17 protein-coding genes are annotated in these 18,199 nt (G+C 67.3%); 8 read left to right on the top strand and 9 right to left on the bottom strand.

The window, feature by feature from the left end; genetic code table 11:
• Positions 1–333: 333 nt before the first annotated feature.
• From rpmH to U6115_RS22720, 7 genes are all read left to right on the top strand, one after another.
• A complete protein-coding gene (rpmH, locus tag U6115_RS22750; RefSeq protein ID WP_043571661.1) occupies positions 334–468 on the top strand; it encodes a 50S ribosomal protein L34 in 135 nt (44 codons plus the stop codon).
• Between the two features lie 5 nt (positions 469–473).
• The gene (gene rnpA, locus U6115_RS22745; protein WP_076098102.1) at positions 474–839 is read left to right on the top strand and encodes a ribonuclease P protein component; all 366 of its coding nucleotides are present in this window, start codon (positions 474–476) and stop codon (positions 837–839) included.
• Entirely contained in the window at positions 815–1,024 is a 210-nt protein-coding gene (yidD, locus tag U6115_RS22740) for a membrane protein insertion efficiency factor YidD (RefSeq protein ID WP_043571666.1), read from the top strand. Before rnpA ends, yidD begins: the two co-directional genes overlap by 25 nt.
• An 18-nt stretch (positions 1,025–1,042) precedes the next feature.
• A complete protein-coding gene (gene yidC / locus U6115_RS22735; protein ID WP_043571668.1) occupies positions 1,043–2,674 on the top strand; it encodes a membrane protein insertase YidC in 1,632 nt (543 codons plus the stop codon).
• A gap of 310 nt (positions 2,675–2,984) precedes the next feature.
• On the top strand, positions 2,985–4,337 hold the full coding sequence (gene mnmE, locus U6115_RS22730; protein ID WP_043571671.1) for a tRNA uridine-5-carboxymethylaminomethyl(34) synthesis GTPase MnmE: 1,353 nt from the start codon (positions 2,985–2,987) through the stop codon (positions 4,335–4,337).
• A gap of 290 nt (positions 4,338–4,627) precedes the next feature.
• Positions 4,628–5,122 (top strand): putative pterin-binding protein, encoded by a 495-nt coding sequence (locus tag U6115_RS22725; protein ID WP_043571673.1) that lies wholly within the window; start codon positions 4,628–4,630, stop codon positions 5,120–5,122.
• Between the two features lie 22 nt (positions 5,123–5,144).
• Positions 5,145–6,893 (top strand): ATP-binding response regulator, encoded by a 1,749-nt coding sequence (locus U6115_RS22720; RefSeq protein ID WP_059184249.1) that lies wholly within the window; start codon positions 5,145–5,147, stop codon positions 6,891–6,893.
• Positions 6,894–6,914: 21 nt separating this feature from the next.
• On the opposite strand, the gene U6115_RS22715 is transcribed toward U6115_RS22720, so the two are convergent.
• Entirely contained in the window at positions 6,915–8,054 is a 1,140-nt protein-coding gene (locus tag U6115_RS22715; RefSeq protein ID WP_043571678.1) for a bifunctional transcriptional activator/DNA repair enzyme AdaA, read from the bottom strand.
• 146 nt (positions 8,055–8,200) lie between these two features.
• Here U6115_RS22715 and U6115_RS22710 point away from each other — a divergent pair, with 146 nt between their 5' ends.
• Entirely contained in the window at positions 8,201–9,037 is an 837-nt protein-coding gene (locus tag U6115_RS22710) for an isocitrate lyase/PEP mutase family protein (protein WP_052257879.1), read from the top strand.
• On the opposite strand, the gene U6115_RS22705 is transcribed toward U6115_RS22710, so the two are convergent.
• The 8 genes from U6115_RS22705 to U6115_RS22670 all read right to left on the bottom strand — a co-directional run bounded on the left by U6115_RS22705 (position 8,995) and on the right by U6115_RS22670 (position 18,072).
• The gene (locus U6115_RS22705) at positions 8,995–9,768 is read right to left on the bottom strand and encodes an ABC transporter permease (protein WP_052257880.1); all 774 of its coding nucleotides are present in this window, start codon (positions 9,766–9,768) and stop codon (positions 8,995–8,997) included. The two genes, U6115_RS22710 and U6115_RS22705, sit on opposite strands and share 43 nt — an antisense overlap.
• On the bottom strand, positions 9,765–10,697 hold the full coding sequence (locus tag U6115_RS22700; RefSeq protein WP_043571680.1) for an ABC transporter ATP-binding protein: 933 nt from the start codon (positions 10,695–10,697) through the stop codon (positions 9,765–9,767). Before U6115_RS22700 ends, U6115_RS22705 begins: the two co-directional genes overlap by 4 nt.
• Positions 10,690–11,838: an ABC transporter permease gene (locus U6115_RS22695; RefSeq protein ID WP_043571682.1), complete on the bottom strand. Its 1,149-nt coding sequence runs from the start codon at positions 11,836–11,838 to the stop codon at positions 10,690–10,692. Before U6115_RS22695 ends, U6115_RS22700 begins: the two co-directional genes overlap by 8 nt.
• A gap of 13 nt (positions 11,839–11,851) precedes the next feature.
• Positions 11,852–12,778: a glycine betaine ABC transporter substrate-binding protein OsmF gene (osmF, locus tag U6115_RS22690; protein ID WP_052257881.1), complete on the bottom strand. Its 927-nt coding sequence runs from the start codon at positions 12,776–12,778 to the stop codon at positions 11,852–11,854.
• 136 nt (positions 12,779–12,914) lie between these two features.
• Positions 12,915–13,208: a GIY-YIG nuclease family protein gene (locus tag U6115_RS22685; protein ID WP_052257882.1), complete on the bottom strand. Its 294-nt coding sequence runs from the start codon at positions 13,206–13,208 to the stop codon at positions 12,915–12,917.
• Positions 13,195–14,775: a TerC family protein gene (locus U6115_RS22680; RefSeq protein ID WP_043571686.1), complete on the bottom strand. Its 1,581-nt coding sequence runs from the start codon at positions 14,773–14,775 to the stop codon at positions 13,195–13,197. Before U6115_RS22680 ends, U6115_RS22685 begins: the two co-directional genes overlap by 14 nt.
• Positions 14,776–14,908: 133 nt before the next feature.
• Positions 14,909–16,054 carry a c-type cytochrome biogenesis protein CcsB gene (ccsB, locus tag U6115_RS22675; RefSeq protein WP_043571959.1) on the bottom strand — a complete coding sequence of 382 codons (1,146 nt, stop codon included), beginning with the start codon at positions 16,052–16,054 and terminating at the stop codon, positions 14,909–14,911.
• On the bottom strand, positions 16,054–18,072 hold the full coding sequence (locus tag U6115_RS22670; protein WP_043571688.1) for a cytochrome c biogenesis protein ResB: 2,019 nt from the start codon (positions 18,070–18,072) through the stop codon (positions 16,054–16,056). Before U6115_RS22670 ends, ccsB begins: the two co-directional genes overlap by 1 nt.
• Positions 18,073–18,199: the final 127 nt, after the last annotated feature.

The raw sequence follows: 18,199 nt of genomic DNA, 5'->3' as shown, positions 1-18,199 counted from the left end.
TACATACACGCAAGTGAAAGCGAAAAACCCGCTGCCGGCGCAAGGCTTGCAACAGCGGGAGAGGCCGCCTGCGGCCTTTATAGAGCAAGGCGGCGCAGGCGACGAGTGTTCGGCATGGAAGCGGCCGGCAGGCTGCGGTGGTTGAACGCGGCGGGTTGTGGGCCCTGGGTGCGTTCATTTGTTGTGCAGCCGGACGGCAACGATAAGCCCAGACATTCTAACGGTTTTTTGCAAAGTTATCCACAGGGTGGCAGAAAATTCCTCGTTGACAAAGCCGCCGATTTCGAGTCAAATCACGCGTTTATTTCCGTTTCGAAACAGGAAACCCATATCATGAAACGTACTTACCAGCCTTCCAATACCCGTCGCAAACGCACTCACGGCTTCCTGGTCCGCATGAAGACCCGCGGTGGCCGCGCCGTCATCGCCGCTCGCCGCTCCAAGGGCCGCAAGAAGCTGGCCGTATAAGCCCCTTGTCGGCTTACCGCTTTCGCCGTGCGCACCGGCTGTTAAAAACGGATGATTTTTCATCCGTTTTTAGTTTGCGGCAACAACGCAGCAATGCGTTCTTCCAGGTGTATGTCCGCCCCAACGGGCTTGACCATCCCCGCGTAGGGCTGGTGGTCGGCAAGAAGGTGGCCAAGCGGGCGGTGCGCCGCAATTACATCAAGCGCTGCGTGCGCGAGTGGTTCCGCCTGCATCGGCAAGAGCTGGGCGGCGTGGACTACGTGGTGCGGGCCAAGCTGGCATTCACCCGAGAGCAACGCGGCGAAGCTGTCACAGCTTTGTCGGCTCTGTTTGCTAAACTGGCACGATGTCACGCATCCTCATCCTCCTGATCCGCTTTTACCAGCTGGCTATCAGCCCGTGGCTGCCGCCGCGCTGCCGCTATCAGCCCACCTGTTCCAGCTATGCGATCGAGGCGGTGAGGAAACATGGCGCACTCAAGGGCGGCTGGCTCGCCGCCAGACGCATCGGACGTTGCCACCCCTGGGGCGGCAGCGGCTATGACCCGGTTCCCTGAACTTTCCGGTATCGAGAGATGGATTCCAAGCGACTCATAATCTTCGTTTTACTGTCCGTGGGCATTCTGTTTGGCTGGAATGAATATTTCATGCCCAAGCACAGCCAGCAGCAGGCGGCACAGACCCAGGCCGCCGCGGGCGCGAGCAATGCGCAGCAGCCGGCCGACGTCAACAAGCTGACCCGCGGCCAGCGCATCCACGTCAAGACCGATCTGGTCGAGGCTGAAATCGACACCGTCGGCGGCGATCTGCGCTCGCTGCAGCTGCTGAAGCACGCCGCCGCAGAAGAACACGGCAAGCCGTTCCAGCTGTTCGAGGACGACGCCAAGCGCACCTACGTGGCGCAAACCGGCCTGGTGGCAGCCAGCAACCCGGCGCTGCCCACCCACAAAACCGTTTTCACCGCCGCCCAGTCCAGCTACCAGCTGACCGGCGACAAGCTGGAAGTGAAGCTGACTGCGCCGGACGCCAACGGCGTCAAGGTGAGCAAGGTCTACACCTTCAGCAAGGGCAGCTACGAGATCGGCGTCCGCTACGACATCGTCAACGGCGGCGCCGCCCCGGTCGCGCCCACCGCCTACTACCGCCTGCTGCGCGACAGCCAGGCGCCGGAAGGCGAAGGCCGCATGGCCCACACCTACACCGGCCCGGCCGTGTACACCTCCGAGCACAAGTTCCAGAAGGTGAGCTTCGACGACCTGGCCAAGGGCAAGGGCGACTACGCCAAGACCACCACCGACGGCTGGGTGGCGATGGTGCAGCACTACTTCATGTCCGCCTGGATCCTGAAGCCGCTGGACGCCGCCACAGTGTGCAAGGACGACAAGTCCTGCCGCTTCGAGCTGAAGCAGAGCAACGGCCTGAACTCCGCCGCCGCGCTGGTTGACTACGCCACCATCGCCCCGGGCAAGAGCCTGAGCGTGAGCGTGCCGCTGTACGCCGGTCCGGAAGAGTACAGCATCATCTCCAAGCTGGCCGACGGCATGGAGTACGCCAAGGACTTCGGCATCTTCTACATCTTCTCCTCGCCGCTGTTCTGGCTGCTGGTGAAGCTGCACGCGCTGGTGAACAACTGGGGCTGGGCGATCATCCTGCTGACGCTGACCATCAAGGCGGTGTTCTACCCGCTGACCGCGGCGTCCTACCGTTCGATGGCCAAGATGAAGGCGCTGGCGCCGCGTCTGGAGCGGATGAAGGAACAATACGGCGACGACCGCATGAAGTTCCAGCAGGCGGTGATGGAGATGTACAAGACCGAGAAGGTCAACCCGCTGGGCGGCTGCCTGCCGATGCTGATCCAGATTCCGGTGTTCATCGGCCTCTATTGGGCGCTGCTGGCCTCGGTAGAGCTGCGCGGCGCGCCGTGGGTGCTGTGGTACACCGACCTGGCCCGCCCGGACCCGTACTTCGTGCTGCCGGTGCTGATGACCGCCACCATGTTCCTGCAGACCTTCCTGAACCCGCCGCCGGCCGACCCGATGCAGGCGAAGATGATGAAGATCATGCCGCTGGCCTTCTCGGCGCTGTTCTTCTTCTTCCCGGCCGGCCTGGTGCTGTACTACGTGGTCAACAACGTGCTGTCGATGAGCCAGCAGTGGTACATCAACCGCAACATCAACAAGCAGAACAAGGCCGCGCTGCAATCGTAAGCGCTGAGTCTGGACTGCTGACCGAACCCGGCCCCAGGCCGGGTTTTTTGCTGGCCGGGCCGCCGGCCCCCTCTCGCTCATAATCAAGAGGCCGGACTTCGGCTTGCCAGGATCCATTCGCAGCGAAAGCCGCTTCGAAGCGCTGGAATTGCGGGATAATGGAAGCAGTGAATGCGTCGCGATGTCTGCGCCAGAACGCATGAGCGGGCGCCCGCTCTCTCTGGGGGAGAGGGCCGGAGCGATGCAGGCAGCTTCCACCGCCAGCCAGCAGCAGGCAGATAAATCGCGGCCAAGCCATCAAGGAATGTCGATGAACCTCAGTTACACCCCCGCCACCATCTGCGCGGTCGCCACCGCTCCGGGCCGCGGCGGCGTCGGCGTGATCCGCGTCTCCGGCAAGGACCTGCTGCCGTTCGCGCAGGCCATTTCCGGCGGCAAGTCGCCCAAGCCGCGCTATGCCACCTACACCGACTTTTTCGATGCCCACGGCCAGGCCATCGACAACGGCCTGCTGCTGTACTTCCCGGGGCCGAACAGCTTCACCGGCGAAGACGTGCTGGAGCTGCAGGGCCACGGCGGGCCGGTGGTGATGAAGATGCTGCTGGCGCGCTGCGTGGAGCTGGGCGCGCGCCTGGCCGAACCGGGTGAATTCACCAAGCGGGCCTTCCTGAACGACAAGCTCGATCTGGCGCAGGCGGAAAGCGTGGCCGACCTGATCGACGCCAGCAGCGAAACCGCCGCCAAGAGCGCGCTCAAATCGCTGAAGGGCGCGTTTTCCAAAGAGATCCACGTGCTGGTGGACGAACTGATCACCCTGCGCATGCTGGTGGAAGCCACGCTGGACTTCCCGGAGGAGGAAATCGACTTTCTCAAGCAGGCCGACGCGCTGGGCAAGCTCATGCGGTTGCGCGACCGGCTGGTGCAGGTGCAGGCCACCGCCAAGCAGGGCGCCATCCTGCGCGAGGGCATGCACGTGGTGCTGGTGGGCCAGCCCAATGTCGGCAAGTCCAGCCTGATGAACGCGCTGGCCGGCGACGACATCGCCATCGTCACCGATATCGCCGGCACCACCCGCGACACCGTGCGCGAGGAAATCGTCATCGACGGCGTGCCGGTGCACATCATCGACACCGCCGGCCTGCGCGACACCGACGACGTGGTGGAGAAGATAGGCATCGAGCGCACCTGGCAGGCGGTGGAGCGCGCCGATCTGGCCCTGCTGCTGGTGGACAGCCGCGAAGGCCTGACCGCCGAGGTGCAGGCCATCCTGGAGCGGCTGCCGCCGGCGCTGCCCAGGGTGCAGGTCTTCAACAAGGTGGACCTGTCTGGCGAAGCGGCGGGCCTGTCGGTGGAAAACGGCCACCCGCTGGTGCGGCTGTCGGCCCGCACCCACCAGGGCGTGGACGTGCTGAAGGCCAAGCTGCTGGAGATGATAGGCTACAGCGGCGCCGACGAGGGCGTGTTCCTGGCGCGCCAGCGCCACCTGGATGCGATCGCCCGCGCCGCCGAGCACCTGGAGCTGGCCCACGCCGACTGGGAACAGGTGGAGATCTTCGCCGAGGAATTGCGGATGGCGCAGAACGCGCTGTCCGAGATCACCGGCGAATTCAGCGCCGACGACCTGCTGGGCGTGATCTTCTCCCGCTTCTGCATCGGCAAGTAAGCCGCCGCCGCGAATCGCGCATCAGCCCCGCTTGGCGGGGCTTTTTCTTTGCGTCGGTGCAATATCGCCGCACTCGCGTTGTCAAGTCATTTGGCATTTATGGCGCAGCATGGAAAATGAATAGCGAGCCGGTCAATTTTTATGAATTTTGGAATAAGATACGCGCTGACGCCGCAATATGGCCTTGTCCTGGCGATTGGGCGCCAGTCCCGGCGTTACCGCGGCTGCCTTGCCGGCTGTACTGATTTTTGAATCGTGCTGGTCATTATGTTTCCCATTGAAAGGATTTCATGTTGCGCAGATGGCTGGGGGTGTTATTCGGCATTTTGATGGCAAGCGGCGCGGCGCTGGCGGCGGAAGACCCGGTGATACTGACCGTTTCCGGCCAGATCGGGAAATGGACGAATAATAAAAGCCGGACATACGAATTCCGCGAAAGCGACTTGCAGGCTTTGTCGCAGCACGCCATCACCACCCGCACCAGCTGGACGCCGGAGGCGGTTTTTTCCGGGCCGCTGATGCGGGATATCCTGCGCCGCGTCGAAGCCAGGGGCGGGCAGGTGAAATTCGTCGCCCTGAACGATTACGCCTATACGGTGAGCCGCGACGAACTGGAAAAATACAATGTGATTCTGGCCCGCTCGTTCAATCACAAGCCGATGGCGATCAAGGAGCGCGGGCCGCTGTGGCTGATGTATCCGCTGCCGGACATGCCGGCGGAGGAAAGGGGACCGCTGCTGGATGCGAAATTGATCTGGCAGGTGTATCGGATCACGGTTTATTGAGGCTCATTCTGGCGCGATGAATATGGCAGATGGCGAAAGCAGTGCGAGCAAGCAGCCGTCCTGGCTGCTCTGGGGTTTGTCCCCGATATTCTGGCTGGTTGTCCTGCTGGTCTCCATCAGCATGTATATCGCGGTGGACCGTTACGCCGCGATCAAGAAATTCGATGGCCGCAGCGAGGACCTGTATTGGTCGGTGGCGCAGTTGCAGATCGCGCTGGAGCGCTCGCGCGCCGAGCTGGTGCGGCTGAAGGCCGGCGAAATCAGCCCGGAGCAGGCAGACATCCGGCTGGAGATCGCCAAAAGCCGCTATCAGGACTATGTCACGCCGTCGACCCTGCACGGCATGCTGAATGCGGTGCCGGGCTTCCGCGAAACCGCCGACATGCTGGGCAATTTCTTCCGCGACGGCAATATCGGCCATCTGAGCCGGGATTCTGCGCAGCGGCATATCGACCAGATCGACGACATTCGGCCGCGGCTGGCCGAGTTCGCGGTGCAGTCGCGGATGTCGGAAGTGTCGTTCCGCGATGAGCGCAACAAGGATCTGGAACGCAAGCGGCTGGTGTTTTCGCTGTGGTTCGCGCTGTGGGGCGGCATCGTCATCGTCATCTGGGTGCTGTTGTCGAGCTACCGCCGGGCGCGCCGCGACGTGGCTTCGCGCCAGGCGCTGCTGGAAAAGGAAAGGGCGGCGCACAAGGCCACGGTGTCGGCCGAGCTGGACCGCACCACCTTTCTCGCCACCATCAGCCACGAAATCCGCTCGCCGCTGCAGACCATGCAAGTGTGCGTCGAGCTGATGGAGCTGGATGTGCAGCCAGGCAACCGCATCCACGCCAACCTGATGCGGCTGAAGGCCAGCATGAGCCATCTGCTGAGCCAGGTGCGCGACATCATGGACATTTCCGCCATCAACAATATGCAGCTCAGACTGCATCCCGAGGACGTCAGCCTGGCAGGCATCCTGACCGAGGTGGTGGACGCCTACCGGGTGCAGCTGGAAGGCAAGGGGCTGCGGCTGCATTTCGCGATGGCCAATCTGCCGGAGACCGCCACCCTGGACGGCAATCGGCTGCGGCAGGTCGTCGGCAACCTGCTGGCCAACGCCATCCGCTATACCGATCACGGCGAGGTGTCGGTGACGGCCCGGGTGGACGGGGTGCGCGGATTCCATCACCTGGAAATCCGGGTGCGAGATACCGGGGTGGGCATCCCCGCCGACTACCAGTCGCGGATTTTCCAGCCCTTCTTCCAGGGCAAGCAGCGCCGGCCGGGCAGCAGCGGCCTGGGGCTGGCCATCGTCAAGGAGCTGGTCAGCCTGCTGGGCGGCGAGATCGAGCTGAGCAGCGAGGAGGGCCGCGGCTCGGAGTTCATCGTCAGGCTGCCGGTGCGCATCCAGCCGGAAGAGGGCGGCCATGAGCGTTCGGTGCTGCTGGTGGACGACGACCAGAACATTCGCGAGCCTTTCGCCGACTGCCTGAGCCTGGACGGCTACGCGGTGGTGATGGCCAGTTCGGTGGCCGAGGCCTGCCAGCAGGTGCAGCAGCGGCCGTTCGACGCCATCCTGCTGGACATGCAGCTGGGCAACGAAAGCGGCTACAGCGTGCTGGAGTTCATCCGAAAAAGCCGCAACAACCAGCAGGCCAGCATCATCGCCATGACCGCCTACCCGGAAGAATACGCCGACCCCCGCTCCGCCTGCTTCGCCGAGCGGCTGGAAAAGCCGTTCGACTTCAACCGCCTGCGCGCGGTGCTGAAGCGGCAGATGTCCTAACGTCCGCTCTCGGGCCGGCGGCTAGGCGTGTCTTTCCGTCCACAAGTGTTGAATCGCATAGGCCCGCCATGGCTGCCAGGCTTCGGCGCGGCGGTGCAGCCGTTCCCGCTCGGCGGCGCTCAGGCCTAAATCCTCCAGCAAGCGTTGGCGAACGGCCGGGTAGGCATCCGGCTCGGCTTGCGCCGAATCCGCGGCGGCGTCCGGCGCGTCCCAGCGGCCGGGCAGCCGCAGGCCGGGCCGCGCGGCGATCAGGCCCGCCAATCGCGGATCCTGGGATAGGTGCCGCTCAATCATGGCGGGGTCGGCCGCCAGGTCGAACATCGCCCGCACCCGCGCCAGGATGGCCGGCAGCGCCGCCAGTTGCGGGAAGCGGATGGTGACGCTCAGCGCGTGGCCCGCGCCGGGACGCACCGCCAGTTCGCCGCGGGCGCCGTTCCACGCTATGGTCCGCGCATAGCCGTCGTCCTGCACGGTTTCCACGCCGGGAATGGCGTGGGCGGCCAGGTGCAGCAGCATGGCCGGCCAGTGGTAGGGCGGCCGGTAGCGCAGCAGCAGGGTGATCTCGCCGGGCGGGGCCGGCGCGGCGCCGGCGTCGCGGCGCAACGCGCCGGGGGGCCGCCGGTACAGTGTCTGGAATACCTCGTTGAAGCGGCGCACGCTGCCGAAGCCGGCGGCGAAGGCGATGTCGGTCAGCGGCATCCGCGTTTCGTGGATCAGCTGCTTGGCCAGCAGCACCCGCCGCGTTTGCGCCACCGCCAGCGGCGGCGCGCCGATGTGTTCGACGAACAGCCGGCGCAGTTGCCGCTCGCCCACGCCCAGCTTGTCGCACAGTTCGGCCAGGCCCGCCTCGTCCAGCATGCCGCGCTCTATCCAGGCCAGCGCGCGCGCCACGGTATGGCTGTGGCCGCTGTTGGACACGCCGCGCCAGGCGCCGGAGTCGGGCGCGGCTTCCGGCCGGCAGCGCAGGCAGGGCCGCAGGCCGGCCTCCTGCGCTGCCGCCGCGGTGGGGTAGAAATCCACGTTCTCGCGTTTGGCGGTGCGCGCCGGGCAGATCGGCCGGCAGTAGATGCCGGTGGTGCGCACGCCGATGAAGAAACGGCCGTCGAAGCGGGCGTCGCGGCTGGCCAGCGCGCGGTAGCAGATGTCGGGATCGAGTCGCATGCGCGCATCATCCAGCGAAACGCCGATGCCGGCCAGCGGTTTTCGGCCGCCGATTGCTTGATGGCCAGGTCCGAAAACCGCCAGCCGGCGGCGGCGCGCGGCGGCAAGATGCGGGCCTTGTCCTTTTCCGACGCACGGAGCGCACCATGGCCGCAGCCATCCAGCAGTTTCATCATTTTCGCCAATTGAACCGCCAGGGCCGCCTGTTGTTGCCCAATGCCTGGGATTGCGCCAGCGCGCGGCTGTTCGCCGCCGCCGGCCTGCCGGCCATCGCCACCACCAGCGGCGGCATCGCTTACGCCCGAGGTTGCCGCGATGCCCAGCATCTGGGCCGCGAGGCGATGCTGCGCGAGATCGCCGCCATCGCGCAGAGCGTCGATCTGCCGCTCAGTGCCGACATCGAGGCCGGCTACGGCCTGGCGCCGGAGGACGTCGCGCTGACCGTGCGGGGGGCGCTTGCCGCCGGCGCGGTGGGGGTGAATCTGGAGGACAACGGCCACGGCCTGCTGGCGCAGCCCTTGTTCGATATTCCCGCGCAATCGGCGCGCCTCGCCGCCGCGCGCCGGGCGGCGGAGCAGGCCGGGCTGCCCTTGTGGATCAATGCCCGCGTCGATGTCTGGCTGCAGGGCCTGGGCGGAGATGAGGAGGAGAGGCTGGCCCAAACCGTGGCGCGCGGCAACGCTTACCTGGCGGCCGGCGCGGACATGGTGTTTGTGCCGGGGCTGGCCGACGCGGCGCTGGCGGCGCGCCTGGCGGCGGCGTTGAACGGGCCGCTCAATCTGATGGCGCTGCCCGGGGTGGCGGGGGCCGAGGCCTGGTTTGCCGCCGGGGCGAGCCGGGTCAGCCTGGGCGTGGGGCCGATGCTGGCCAGCATGGGGCTGGTGCGCGAGATGGCGCGCGAGGCCGCCCAAGGCGTCTGGCCGAGCATGGCTGCGCACTTTTACGGCTTTGCCGAGGCGGAGGCCTTGTTCGCCGCCGGCTGACGCTGCGGCGCGACGGCATCGTCCAGCCATTGGAACAGCTGGTCGACGACTATCGCCAGCAGCGCCACCGGCAGCGCGCCCTGGATCACGTAGGCGGTGTTGAAGCCGGACAGGCCGACGATGATGGGCAGGCCCAGGGTCTTGGCGCCGACGGTGGAGGCCAGCGCCGCGGTGCCGATATTGATCACCACCGCGGTGCGCACGCCGGCCAGGATCACCGGCGCGGCCAGCGGCAGCTCCACCCGCAGCAGGATCTGCCGCCGGCTCATGCCGATGCCGGCGGCGACTTCGCGCATGTCCGGCGGCACCGAGGCCAGGCCGGCCAGGGTGGCGTGGGCGATCGGCAGCAGGCTGTACAGCGTCAGCGCCGCCAGCGCCGGCAGCGCGCCGAAGCCCAGCAAGGGCACCGTCGCCGCCAGCACCGCCACCGGCGGCAGCGATTGGGCGAGGGACAGCAGCGATTCCAGCAGCGGGCGGAATTCGCGTCCGGCCGGGCGGCTGGTCCACAGTCCGGCGCCGCCGCCCAGCAGCAGCGCGAGCGCGCTGGACAGCGCGACGATGCCCAGATGGGACAAGGTCAGCGCGGCGAAATCGTCCTGCAGGTATAGCGGCCGCTCCAGTTCCGGGAAGGCGAGGCGGAACAGCGCGGCGCTGCGCGGCAGCGCCAGCAGCAGGCCGGCTAGCCCCAGGCTGGCCAGGATCAGCGCGGCGCGGCGGCGCAGCCGGCTCATGCGCGCGGGCCCAGCAGGTCGTCGAAATGCAGCGCGCCTATCCGGGCGCCCTGGCCATCCTCCACCGGCAGCGCCGCGGCGCCCTGGGCGACGAAGGCAGATAGCGCCTCGCGTAGGGTGCTGTCGGCGCGGATGGCCGCGCCGTCGGCGCGCTCGCCCGGCCGCATCCGCTCTCCCACCCGTACCAGGCCCAGCAGGCGCACGCCGACATCGGCCGGGTTGAAGAATTGGCGGACAAAGTCGGTGGCCGGGCGCAGCAGGATGTCGCGCGCGCCGCCCTGCTGGACGATGCGGCCCTGGTCCATCACCACGATGCGCTGGCCCAGCAGCAGCGCCTCGTCGATGTCGTGGGTGACCAGGATCACGGTCTTGCCGAACAGCCGCTGGATGCGCGCCAGCTCCTGCTGCAGATTGGCGCGCGTCACCGGGTCCAGCGCGCCGAACGGCTCGTCCATCAACAGCACGTCGGGGTCGGCGGCCAGCGCGCGCGCCACGCCGACGCGCTGCTGCTGGCCGCCGGACAGCTGGTGCGGATAGCGCGGGCCGAACTCCCGCGCCGGCAGCCGCAGCGCTTCCAGCAATTCTTCCACTCGGGCGCGGATGCGCGCTGGCGGCCATTTGAGCAGCTGCGGCACCGCGGCGACGTTCTGCGCCACCGTCCAGTGCGGGAACAGGCCCACCGACTGGATGGCGTAGCCGATGTGGCGGCGCAGGATTTCCGGCGGCTGGCTGCGGATGTCGCGGCCGGCGACGCGGATGCGGCCGCTGTCGGGTTCGATCAGCCGGTTGAGCATTTTCAGCGTGGTGGACTTGCCGGAGCCGGAAGTGCCCACCAGCACCGCCAGCTCGCCCTCGGCCACCGCCAGGTCGAGGTCGGCCACCACGCGCGAGCCATTGAAGCTTTTGTTGACGCCAGCGATTTCAATCATGGGCAGCGTGGTCCATCCGGGAGATGACGATCTTGAACGCGGCGTCGCACGCCGCGGCCAGCAGCGCGATGGGCAGCACGCCCAGCAGCGTCTGGTCCGGCGCGCTGGCGGACAGGCCCTGGAACAGGATGGCGCCGAAGCCGCCGGCGCCGATCAGCGCCGCCACCGCCGCCAGCCCCACCGCCTGCACGGTGGTGACGCGCAGGCCGCTGAGAAACACCGGCAGCGCCAGCGGCAGCTCCACCCGTGCCAGCAGCTGCCATGGCGACATGCCGATGCCGCGCGCGCTGTCGCGGGCCGCCGTCGGCACCTGGCGCAGCGCGGCCAGGGTGCCGTGCGCCATCGGCAGCAGCGAGTACAGCGTCAGCGCGGTCAGCGCCGGGGCCAGGCCGACCCCAGCGATGCCGGACTGCGGCCACAGCCGGCCCAGCCAGGCCAGCGGCGCGATCAACAGCGCGAACAGGGCGATGGACGGCACTGTCTGCAGCGCGTTCAGCGCCGGAAACAGCCAGGCTTCCACCCGCGGGCGGCGAAACGCTGCCAGGCCCAGCGCGCCGCCCAGCAGCGCCGCCGGCAGCACCGAGCAGCACACCAGTTGCAGGTGGCGCAGCAGCGCCAAGTGGAAGGTGTCCTGGTAATTGCGGTATTCGCGCAGCAGCGCCAGCTGGTCCAGCGCGCCGTCCAGCAGCATGGCCAGCGCCGGCAGGCAGGCGATGCAGACGAGCAGCGCGCGCCGCGCCGGCGATGGCGACAGGCCGCGCAGCGCCTCGGCCAGCTGCAGGCCGGCGGCCAGCTGCAGCAGCCAGAAGCCGGCGCCGAAGGCGACGCGGGCCAGCGCGTCCTCGCCGCCGGCGAGGCGCTGCGCTTCGCGGCCGGCTACCCACAGCAGGCCATTGCCGAGCAGGCAGGCGCACAGCGCCAGCAGCAGCAGCTGGCTGCCGGCGGAGCGGCGCAGCCAGGGCGCCAGCGCCAGCGGTAGCGCGGCCGCCAGCAACAGGGCGGCCTCGGCGCTGGGCAGGCTGGCCAGGTACAGGCCCTGGCCGCTCAGCAGGCGGTTGGGGGCATAGCTGAGCAGCGGGCAGCAGAAACCCGCCGCCAGCAGCAGGGCCAGCAGCAGGCCAACCCGGTTGCGCAGCCGCATCAGCCGCGGCGCCTCATCGGGTGAAGCCTTTGCGCTTCAGGTAGTCGGCCGCCACCTTGCGCGCGTCGCGGCCTTCGAGGGCGATGCTGGCGTTGAGCTTCTGCAGCGTGGCCTCATCCAGCGACTGGAACACCGGCTTGAGCCAGGCGGCGATCTGCGGCTGGCGCGCCAGCGCGTCGGCGCGGATGATGGCCGCCGGCGCGTACACCGGCTGCACGCCCTTGGGGTCGCTCAGCGTGGCCAGGCCCAGCGCGGCCAGCGGGCCGTCGGTGCCGTAGGCCATCGCGGCGTTGACGCCGGAGGTTTGCTCGGCGGCGGCCTTGATGGTGGCGGAGGTGTCGCCGCCGGCCAGGGTCAGCAGCTGGTCCTGGCGCAGCTTGAAGCCGTAGGCCTGCTGGAAGGCCGGCAGCGCGTCGGGCCGTTCGATGAATTCGGCCGAGGCCGCCAGCTTGAAGCGGCCGCCCTTGGCCAGCCAGCGCTGGAGGTCGGAGAGCGAGGCCAGATGGTTGGCGGCGGCCAGGTCGCGGCGCACCGCGATGGTCCAGGTGTTGTTGGCCGGCGCCGGCGCCAGCCAGACGATGCGGTTCTTGTCGTAGTCCAGCTGCTTGACGCGCTGGTAGCCGGCGGCGGCGGATTTCCAGGCCGGATTTTTCTCGTCGGCGAAGAAAAAGGCGCCGTTGCCGGTGTATTCGGGGTAGATGTCGATTTCGCCGGCGGCGATGGCGGCGCGTACCACCTTGGTATTGCCCAGCGACAGCCGGTTGGCGGTTTTGACGCCGTGGGCCTCCAGTACCTGCTGGATGAGGTTGCCGAGCAGCGCGCCCTCGGTGTCTATCTTGGAGCCGACGCGGATGGCGTCGGCGGCGCCGGCGGCGGCGGACAGCAGCAGGCCGGCGGCAAGCGCGGCCAGCGGGGCGATGCGGAAAACGGGGCGCGGCATGTGGGCTCCTAGGCTTGCTCGGTGGCGGTCAGACTGGGCGCGGCCGCATGACATGCGGCTGGCTGCGCTCAATATACCGCTCCTTGCCGGCGTTCGGCCAGCGGCGGGGAAGGGGGGAGGGAAAAGCGAGGCGGGTTTAGCCCGCGGCGTCGCCGTGGCGCGCCAGGAAGTCGCGCTTGGCGGCGGCGGAGAGCTGCTTGAACGCGTATTCGGCCTTCAGCGCGGTGGAACGGTCCGGGTATTCGATCACCAGCGCGATGGCGCTGGGCGGGTGGAGGCGGGTGTAGCGCGCGCCCTTGCCGGCCTGGTGCTGGCGGTAGCGGCGCGCCACGTCGGTGCTGACGCCGGTGTAGAGCGCGCCGCCCGCGCAGCGCAGCACATAGAGAAACCAGGGCCGCGGCGGCCCCGGCTCATGCTCAGATGGCGGCATCGAAGCCGTCGGCGATCGGGCTGATCAGCACCCGCTCGGTGCGGTTGCCTTTCTGCGCGGTGACGCGCAGCTTCCATTCGCCCACCGTCACCTCGTCGCCTTCGCGCGGGATGCGCTCCAGGCAGTCCATCAACAGGCCGGCCACGGTGTGGAAGTCTTCGTCCTCGAAGTCGCCCAGCGTCAGGTATTGCTCCAGCGTCATCAATTCCAGGCTGCCTTCCACGTCGTAGCTGCCGTCGGCATTGGCCACGATGGCCGGCAGCTCGTGGCGTTCGTGCTCTTCCGGGAATTCGCCGGCGATCGCCTCCATCAGGTCTTTCTGGGTGACGATGCCTTCCAGGCTGCCGAACTCGTTGACCACGAAGGCCATGTCGGCGGCGTGCTGGCGGAAGCTCTCCAGCGCCTTCAGCACGGTGACGGTTTCCGGCAGCACCAGCGGCTGGCGCAGCGCGGCGTCGATGTCGAGCTGGCCGCCATCCAGGAGCTGCGCCAGCAGGTCCTTGCGCGCGACGATGCCCAGCGGCTCGTCTATGCTGCCGTCGCGTATCACCACCAGCCGCGAGTAGGGGCTGTCGCGCAGCGCCTTGCGGCGGGCGGCTTCGGGCTGGCTCAGGTCCAGCCGGTGGATGTCGGCGCGCGGGGTGGCGATCACGCGGATCGGCCGCTCGGCCAGCGTCAGCACGCTGTGTATCATCGCGCGCTCGTTGTGGCCGAAGGCGGTTTCCTCCACCGGCTGGGGGCCGACTTCGGGCTTGGCCTCGGGCTTGGCTTCCGACAGGCGGGTGCCCATCAGGCTGAGCACCGCGTTGGCGGTGCGCTCGCGGAAGCTCTGGTTGCGGTTGAGGTAGCGGACGCGGTTGGCCTGCGCCACCTGGTTGAACGATTCGATCAATACCGAGAAGCCGATGGCGGCGTACAGATAGCCCTTGGGAATGTGGAAGCCGAAACCGTCGGCCACCAGGCTGAAGCCTATCATCAAGAGGAAGCCCAGGCACAGCATCACCACGGTCGGGTGGGCGTTGACGAAGGCGGTCAGCGGCTTGCTGGCGGCTATCATCAGGATCATGGCGATGATCACGGCCAGCATCATCACCGGCAGGTGCTCGGACATGCCGATGGCGGTCACCACCGAGTCGATCGAGAACACCGCGTCCAGCACCAGGATCTGGGCGACGACGGTGGCGAAGGCGGCGTAGGCGCGCTGGCCGCTGGCCTTCACTTCGTCCACGCCTTCCAGCCGCTCATGCAGCTCGGTGGTGGCCTTGAACAGCAGGAACACGCCGCCGCCCAGCATGATCAGGTCGCGGCCGGCGAAGCCCTGGCCCCAGATCGAGAACAGCGGCGTGGTGAGGGTGACCAGCCAGGAAATGCTGGCCAGCAGGACGAGGCGCATCAGCAGCGCCAGCGACAGGCCGGTGATGCGGGCGCGGTCGCGTTGTTCCGGGGGCAGTTTTTCGGCCAGGATGGCCACGAAAATCAGGTTGTCGATGCCGAGCACGATCTCGAGAATGATCAGCGTCAAGAGGCCCAGCCAGGCGGCGGGGTCGGACAGCCACGATAAGTCCATGATGGTGTAGTACGTTCCTTAGAGGGATAAAAAAGCGCTAAAAGCGCTACAAGGATACCAAATGCCGCCGCCGCGGGCGGGGAAAATGCAAAACGCCCCGCATGAACGGGGCGTCGATGATGCCTGGGAAAGATTACAGGCCGCCGTACGAGTGCAGGCCGGACAGGAACATGTTGACGCCGAGGAAGGCGAAAGTGGTGACCAGCAGGCCGCCGACCGACCACCAGGCCAGCGGCGCGCCGCGCCAGCCCTTCACCAGGCGGATGTGCAGCCAGGCGGCGTAGTTGAGCCAGACGATCAGCGCCCAGGTTTCCTTCGGGTCCCAGCTCCAGTAGCCGCCCCAGGCGTCCGCCGCCCACATCGCGCCCAGGATGGTGGCGATGGTGAAGAACAGGAAGCCGACGGAAATGGCCTTGTACATCATCTCGTCCAGCACCTCGGCGCTGGGCAGCCTGTCCTTCAGCCAGCCCTTCAGCACCAGCAGCTCGCCCACGCCCAGCATCGCCGCCAGCGCGAAGGAGCCATAGCCGACGAAGTTGGCCGGCACGTGTATCTTCATCCACCACGACTGCAGCGCCGGGATCAGCGGCTGAATCTCGTGGGCCTGGCGGTCCAGGCTGTACCACAGGATGAAGCCGACGGTGGCGCAGATCACCGGCAGCACCAGCGCGCCGGCCTGGCGCACGGCGAAGCGCGCCTCGTAGTAGAGGTGCATCAGCGCGGTGATCAGACAGAACAGCACCATCACTTCATACAGGTTGGACACTGGGATGTGGCCGACGTCCGGCGCGATCAGATAGCTCTCGTACCAGCGCACGAACAGGCCGGCCAAGCCCATCGCCGCCGCCGCCCAAGTCAGGCCGCGGCCCATGCGCAGCAGCAGGTCGGAGCGCCGCGCCACCCCCAGCCAGTAGACGGCGGTGGCCAGGAAGAACAGCGTGCACATCCACATGATCGCCGACTGGCTGGCCAGCGCGAACTTCAGCCAGAACGCGGTCTGGCCGCGGGCCAGATCGTGCTGGTAGTCGGCGATGCCGAGCAAGGCCACGCCGCCGGCCAGCGGGAAGAACCAGCGCCAGGATTGCCAGAACCAGCCCAGCGCGATCAGGCCCAGCGCCGAGCCTGCCAGAATGCCCTGCTCGTAGACGTCCATGTCCTGGTGATACAGCCGGAAGCTGTAGCCGGCGGCGAGCAGGATCAGCAGCGCGTAGGCGCCGTCCCACAGCGAGAGCCGCTTCCACAGCGGCGTGCGTGCAAAGGAAGAAGTTGCCAGTTCCATCATGATCCCCGTGTCAGCTGTTTGATGGCGTCTAGATGACGCTGGAAGTCGCGGTCGAGATCGCGGTTATGCCGGTTTGAGGTCATCGCCACCCTGAGCTGGCGGCCGTGGATGCGCACCCACAGGCGCAGTTCGCGCACATAGAACATTAGCACGATGCCCAGCACCAGCAAGATCGAACCGAGATAGACCAGGGTCTTGCCCGGCGAGCGCGTCAGCTGCAGGCCGGACGACTGCACCTGGTCGAAGCTGTCCAGCTGCAGGAAGACCGGCGCGCCGTAGTCGCGCAGGCCGCTGCTGGCCACCAGGCCGTCCAGCAGGAAGCGGTAATGCGCGGCGTCGGCGGCCAGCGGCTTGGCGCCGGCTTTTTCGTCGGCCACCGCCATCACGTCCACCACCGCGGTCTGCAGGATGCGGATATAGGTCTGCGCCACCGCCTGGCGCTTGTCGGCCGGCACCTGCTTTTCCAGGAATTGTTCCAGGCCGGCGAAGCCGCCGTCGGCGAAGCGCTGCAGCATCACCTTGATGCCGTCCTTGAAGTCGCGCGCCAGTTTCTCGTCCGGCTTGCCGCCCTGCATGGCCTGGCGGGTGGCGCGTTCGGCGATGGCGTCGTACAGCGTCGGGTCGCGCAGCGCCGCGTAGAGGCGCATGAAGCGTTCGAGGCCCATGTCGTCGTCCAGCGGCAGGCGCAGGTACTGGAAGGGCTCGGCCGGGGTTCTGCGCACGCCGGCCATCAGGTAGCTGGCGCCGTCCTGCTGGATCGGCGACATGTAATGCATGTATTCCACTGCCTGGCCCTGCTTGTCGCGCAGCTTGAAGCTGATCGACGGGCCGAAGTTCTTCAGCTCCTTGCTCTGCTTCACTTCGCGCGCGTCGTGCATGCGCTGCAGCAGGGTGGGGTCGGCGGCGCCGGGCTTGCCGACGTTTTCGATGTTGAACACCCGCAGTTCGCCCAGTTCCAGCGTGTAGTCCTTGCCGCCGGCCTGCAGCGGCTGGCTGGCCAGCGACACTGCCCGCAACGGCTCCGGCGCGGTCTGCGGCTGCTCCAGGTTCCACTTGCGGAACAGCAGCGGCGAGCCGCCGTCGCCGAACGAGGACTGGTAGATGGCGACGCCGTCGACGATCAGCGGGTGGTTGACCTTGACCGTGGCGGCGGTGCTCTTGCCGCTGGCCTTGTCGGTCACCACGATGTCGCTGGCGAACAGCTTGGGCATGCCGCTGCTGTAGTAGTCGACATGGAATTTCTTCAGCGTGACGACGAAGGGCAGATCCTGCACCAGGTAGCCGTTGCCGGAGTCGATGAAGCCGACGTCGGCGCTCTTGCCTTCGGCGATGTTGACGTTGCCGCGGAAGGACAGGTTGGTGACCGGCAGCCGGCTGTGCTCGGGAATCTGCGCCTGCGGGATGTTGCGGGTCTCGGGCACCAGCCGGCCGGCCAGGATGCCGAGCTTAAGCGGCACGTTGCCGTCCATCAGGCCGCCGACGCAGATCACGATCAGCGCGATGTGGGCGAAGAAGTAGCCAAGCTTGCCGGCGGCGCCTTTTTTGGCGGCGATCAGCAGGCTGCCGTCGGCCTGTTCGCGCTGGCGCAGCCGGTAGCCCTGCGCTTGCAGGTAGGCCGCCAGCGTCTGCGGGTCGGCGGCCTCGGCCTCCAGGGCCTGGCTGTGCGACATGGCCGCCAGCGAGCTTTCGCCGGCCTTGTCGCGGTAGGAGCGCATCTGCTTGATGAAGCCGGGGCCGTTGCGCAGCACGCACAGGGTCAGCGACAGCACCAGGAAGACCAGGATGGTCAGGAACCAGGCGGAATGGTAGACGTCGAACAATCCAAGCTGTTCGAAGGCCTGGAACCAGAACTGGCCGAACTCGAAGGCGTAGTTGGGGTAGGGCTCGTTTTGCTTGAGCACGGTGCCGATGATGGAGGCGATGGCCAGGATGGTCAGAAGACCGATGGCGAAGCGCATCGAGCTGAACAGTTCGTACAGCGCTCGGCGAGTGGTGTTGCGGCGATGGTTTGTCATGAATAGCTAACACAAAAAGGGAAGCCGGTCCGGAGCTTCCCTTTTGAACGCGCCTGGTCGGCAAAGTTGCGTCGGCGCGCCGGGCCGCATGGCGGGCATGCGGCGCGCGGCTGGCCGGCGGCTGGCG

It is taken from the genome of Chromobacterium subtsugae, from assembly GCF_035919665.1.
Taxonomy (GTDB): Bacteria; Pseudomonadota; Gammaproteobacteria; order Burkholderiales; family Chromobacteriaceae; genus Chromobacterium; species Chromobacterium subtsugae.
Note: the sequence above shows the minus strand (reverse complement) of the source record. Positions and strands in the feature narration are given on the sequence as shown.

What these genes read in the sequence shown, in the direction of transcription:
- U6115_RS22680 (WP_043571686.1), bottom strand. Translation starts at nt 14,775, where the DNA reads ATGGACTTATCGTGGCTGTCCGACCCCGCCGCCTGGCTGGGCCTCTTG.
- U6115_RS22725 (WP_043571673.1), top strand. Translation starts at nt 4,628, where the DNA reads ATGTTGCGCAGATGGCTGGGGGTGTTATTCGGCATTTTGATGGCAAGC.
- yidD (WP_043571666.1), top strand. Translation starts at nt 815, where the DNA reads ATGTCACGCATCCTCATCCTCCTGATCCGCTTTTACCAGCTGGCTATC.
- U6115_RS22705 (WP_052257880.1), bottom strand. Translation starts at nt 9,768, where the DNA reads ATGAGCCGGCTGCGCCGCCGCGCCGCGCTGATCCTGGCCAGCCTGGGG.
- U6115_RS22685 (WP_052257882.1), bottom strand. Translation starts at nt 13,208, where the DNA reads ATGCCGCCATCTGAGCATGAGCCGGGGCCGCCGCGGCCCTGGTTTCTC.
- U6115_RS22695 (WP_043571682.1), bottom strand. Translation starts at nt 11,838, where the DNA reads ATGCGGCTGCGCAACCGGGTTGGCCTGCTGCTGGCCCTGCTGCTGGCG.
- ccsB (WP_043571959.1), bottom strand. Translation starts at nt 16,054, where the DNA reads ATGGAACTGGCAACTTCTTCCTTTGCACGCACGCCGCTGTGGAAGCGG.
- rpmH (WP_043571661.1), top strand. Translation starts at nt 334, where the DNA reads ATGAAACGTACTTACCAGCCTTCCAATACCCGTCGCAAACGCACTCAC.
- mnmE (WP_043571671.1), top strand. Translation starts at nt 2,985, where the DNA reads ATGAACCTCAGTTACACCCCCGCCACCATCTGCGCGGTCGCCACCGCT.
- osmF (WP_052257881.1), bottom strand. Translation starts at nt 12,778, where the DNA reads ATGCCGCGCCCCGTTTTCCGCATCGCCCCGCTGGCCGCGCTTGCCGCC.
- U6115_RS22715 (WP_043571678.1), bottom strand. Translation starts at nt 8,054, where the DNA reads ATGCGACTCGATCCCGACATCTGCTACCGCGCGCTGGCCAGCCGCGAC.
- U6115_RS22720 (WP_059184249.1), top strand. Translation starts at nt 5,145, where the DNA reads ATGGCAGATGGCGAAAGCAGTGCGAGCAAGCAGCCGTCCTGGCTGCTC.
- U6115_RS22700 (WP_043571680.1), bottom strand. Translation starts at nt 10,697, where the DNA reads ATGATTGAAATCGCTGGCGTCAACAAAAGCTTCAATGGCTCGCGCGTG.
- yidC (WP_043571668.1), top strand. Translation starts at nt 1,043, where the DNA reads ATGGATTCCAAGCGACTCATAATCTTCGTTTTACTGTCCGTGGGCATT.
- U6115_RS22710 (WP_052257879.1), top strand. Translation starts at nt 8,201, where the DNA reads ATGGCCGCAGCCATCCAGCAGTTTCATCATTTTCGCCAATTGAACCGC.
- U6115_RS22670 (WP_043571688.1), bottom strand. Translation starts at nt 18,072, where the DNA reads ATGACAAACCATCGCCGCAACACCACTCGCCGAGCGCTGTACGAACTG.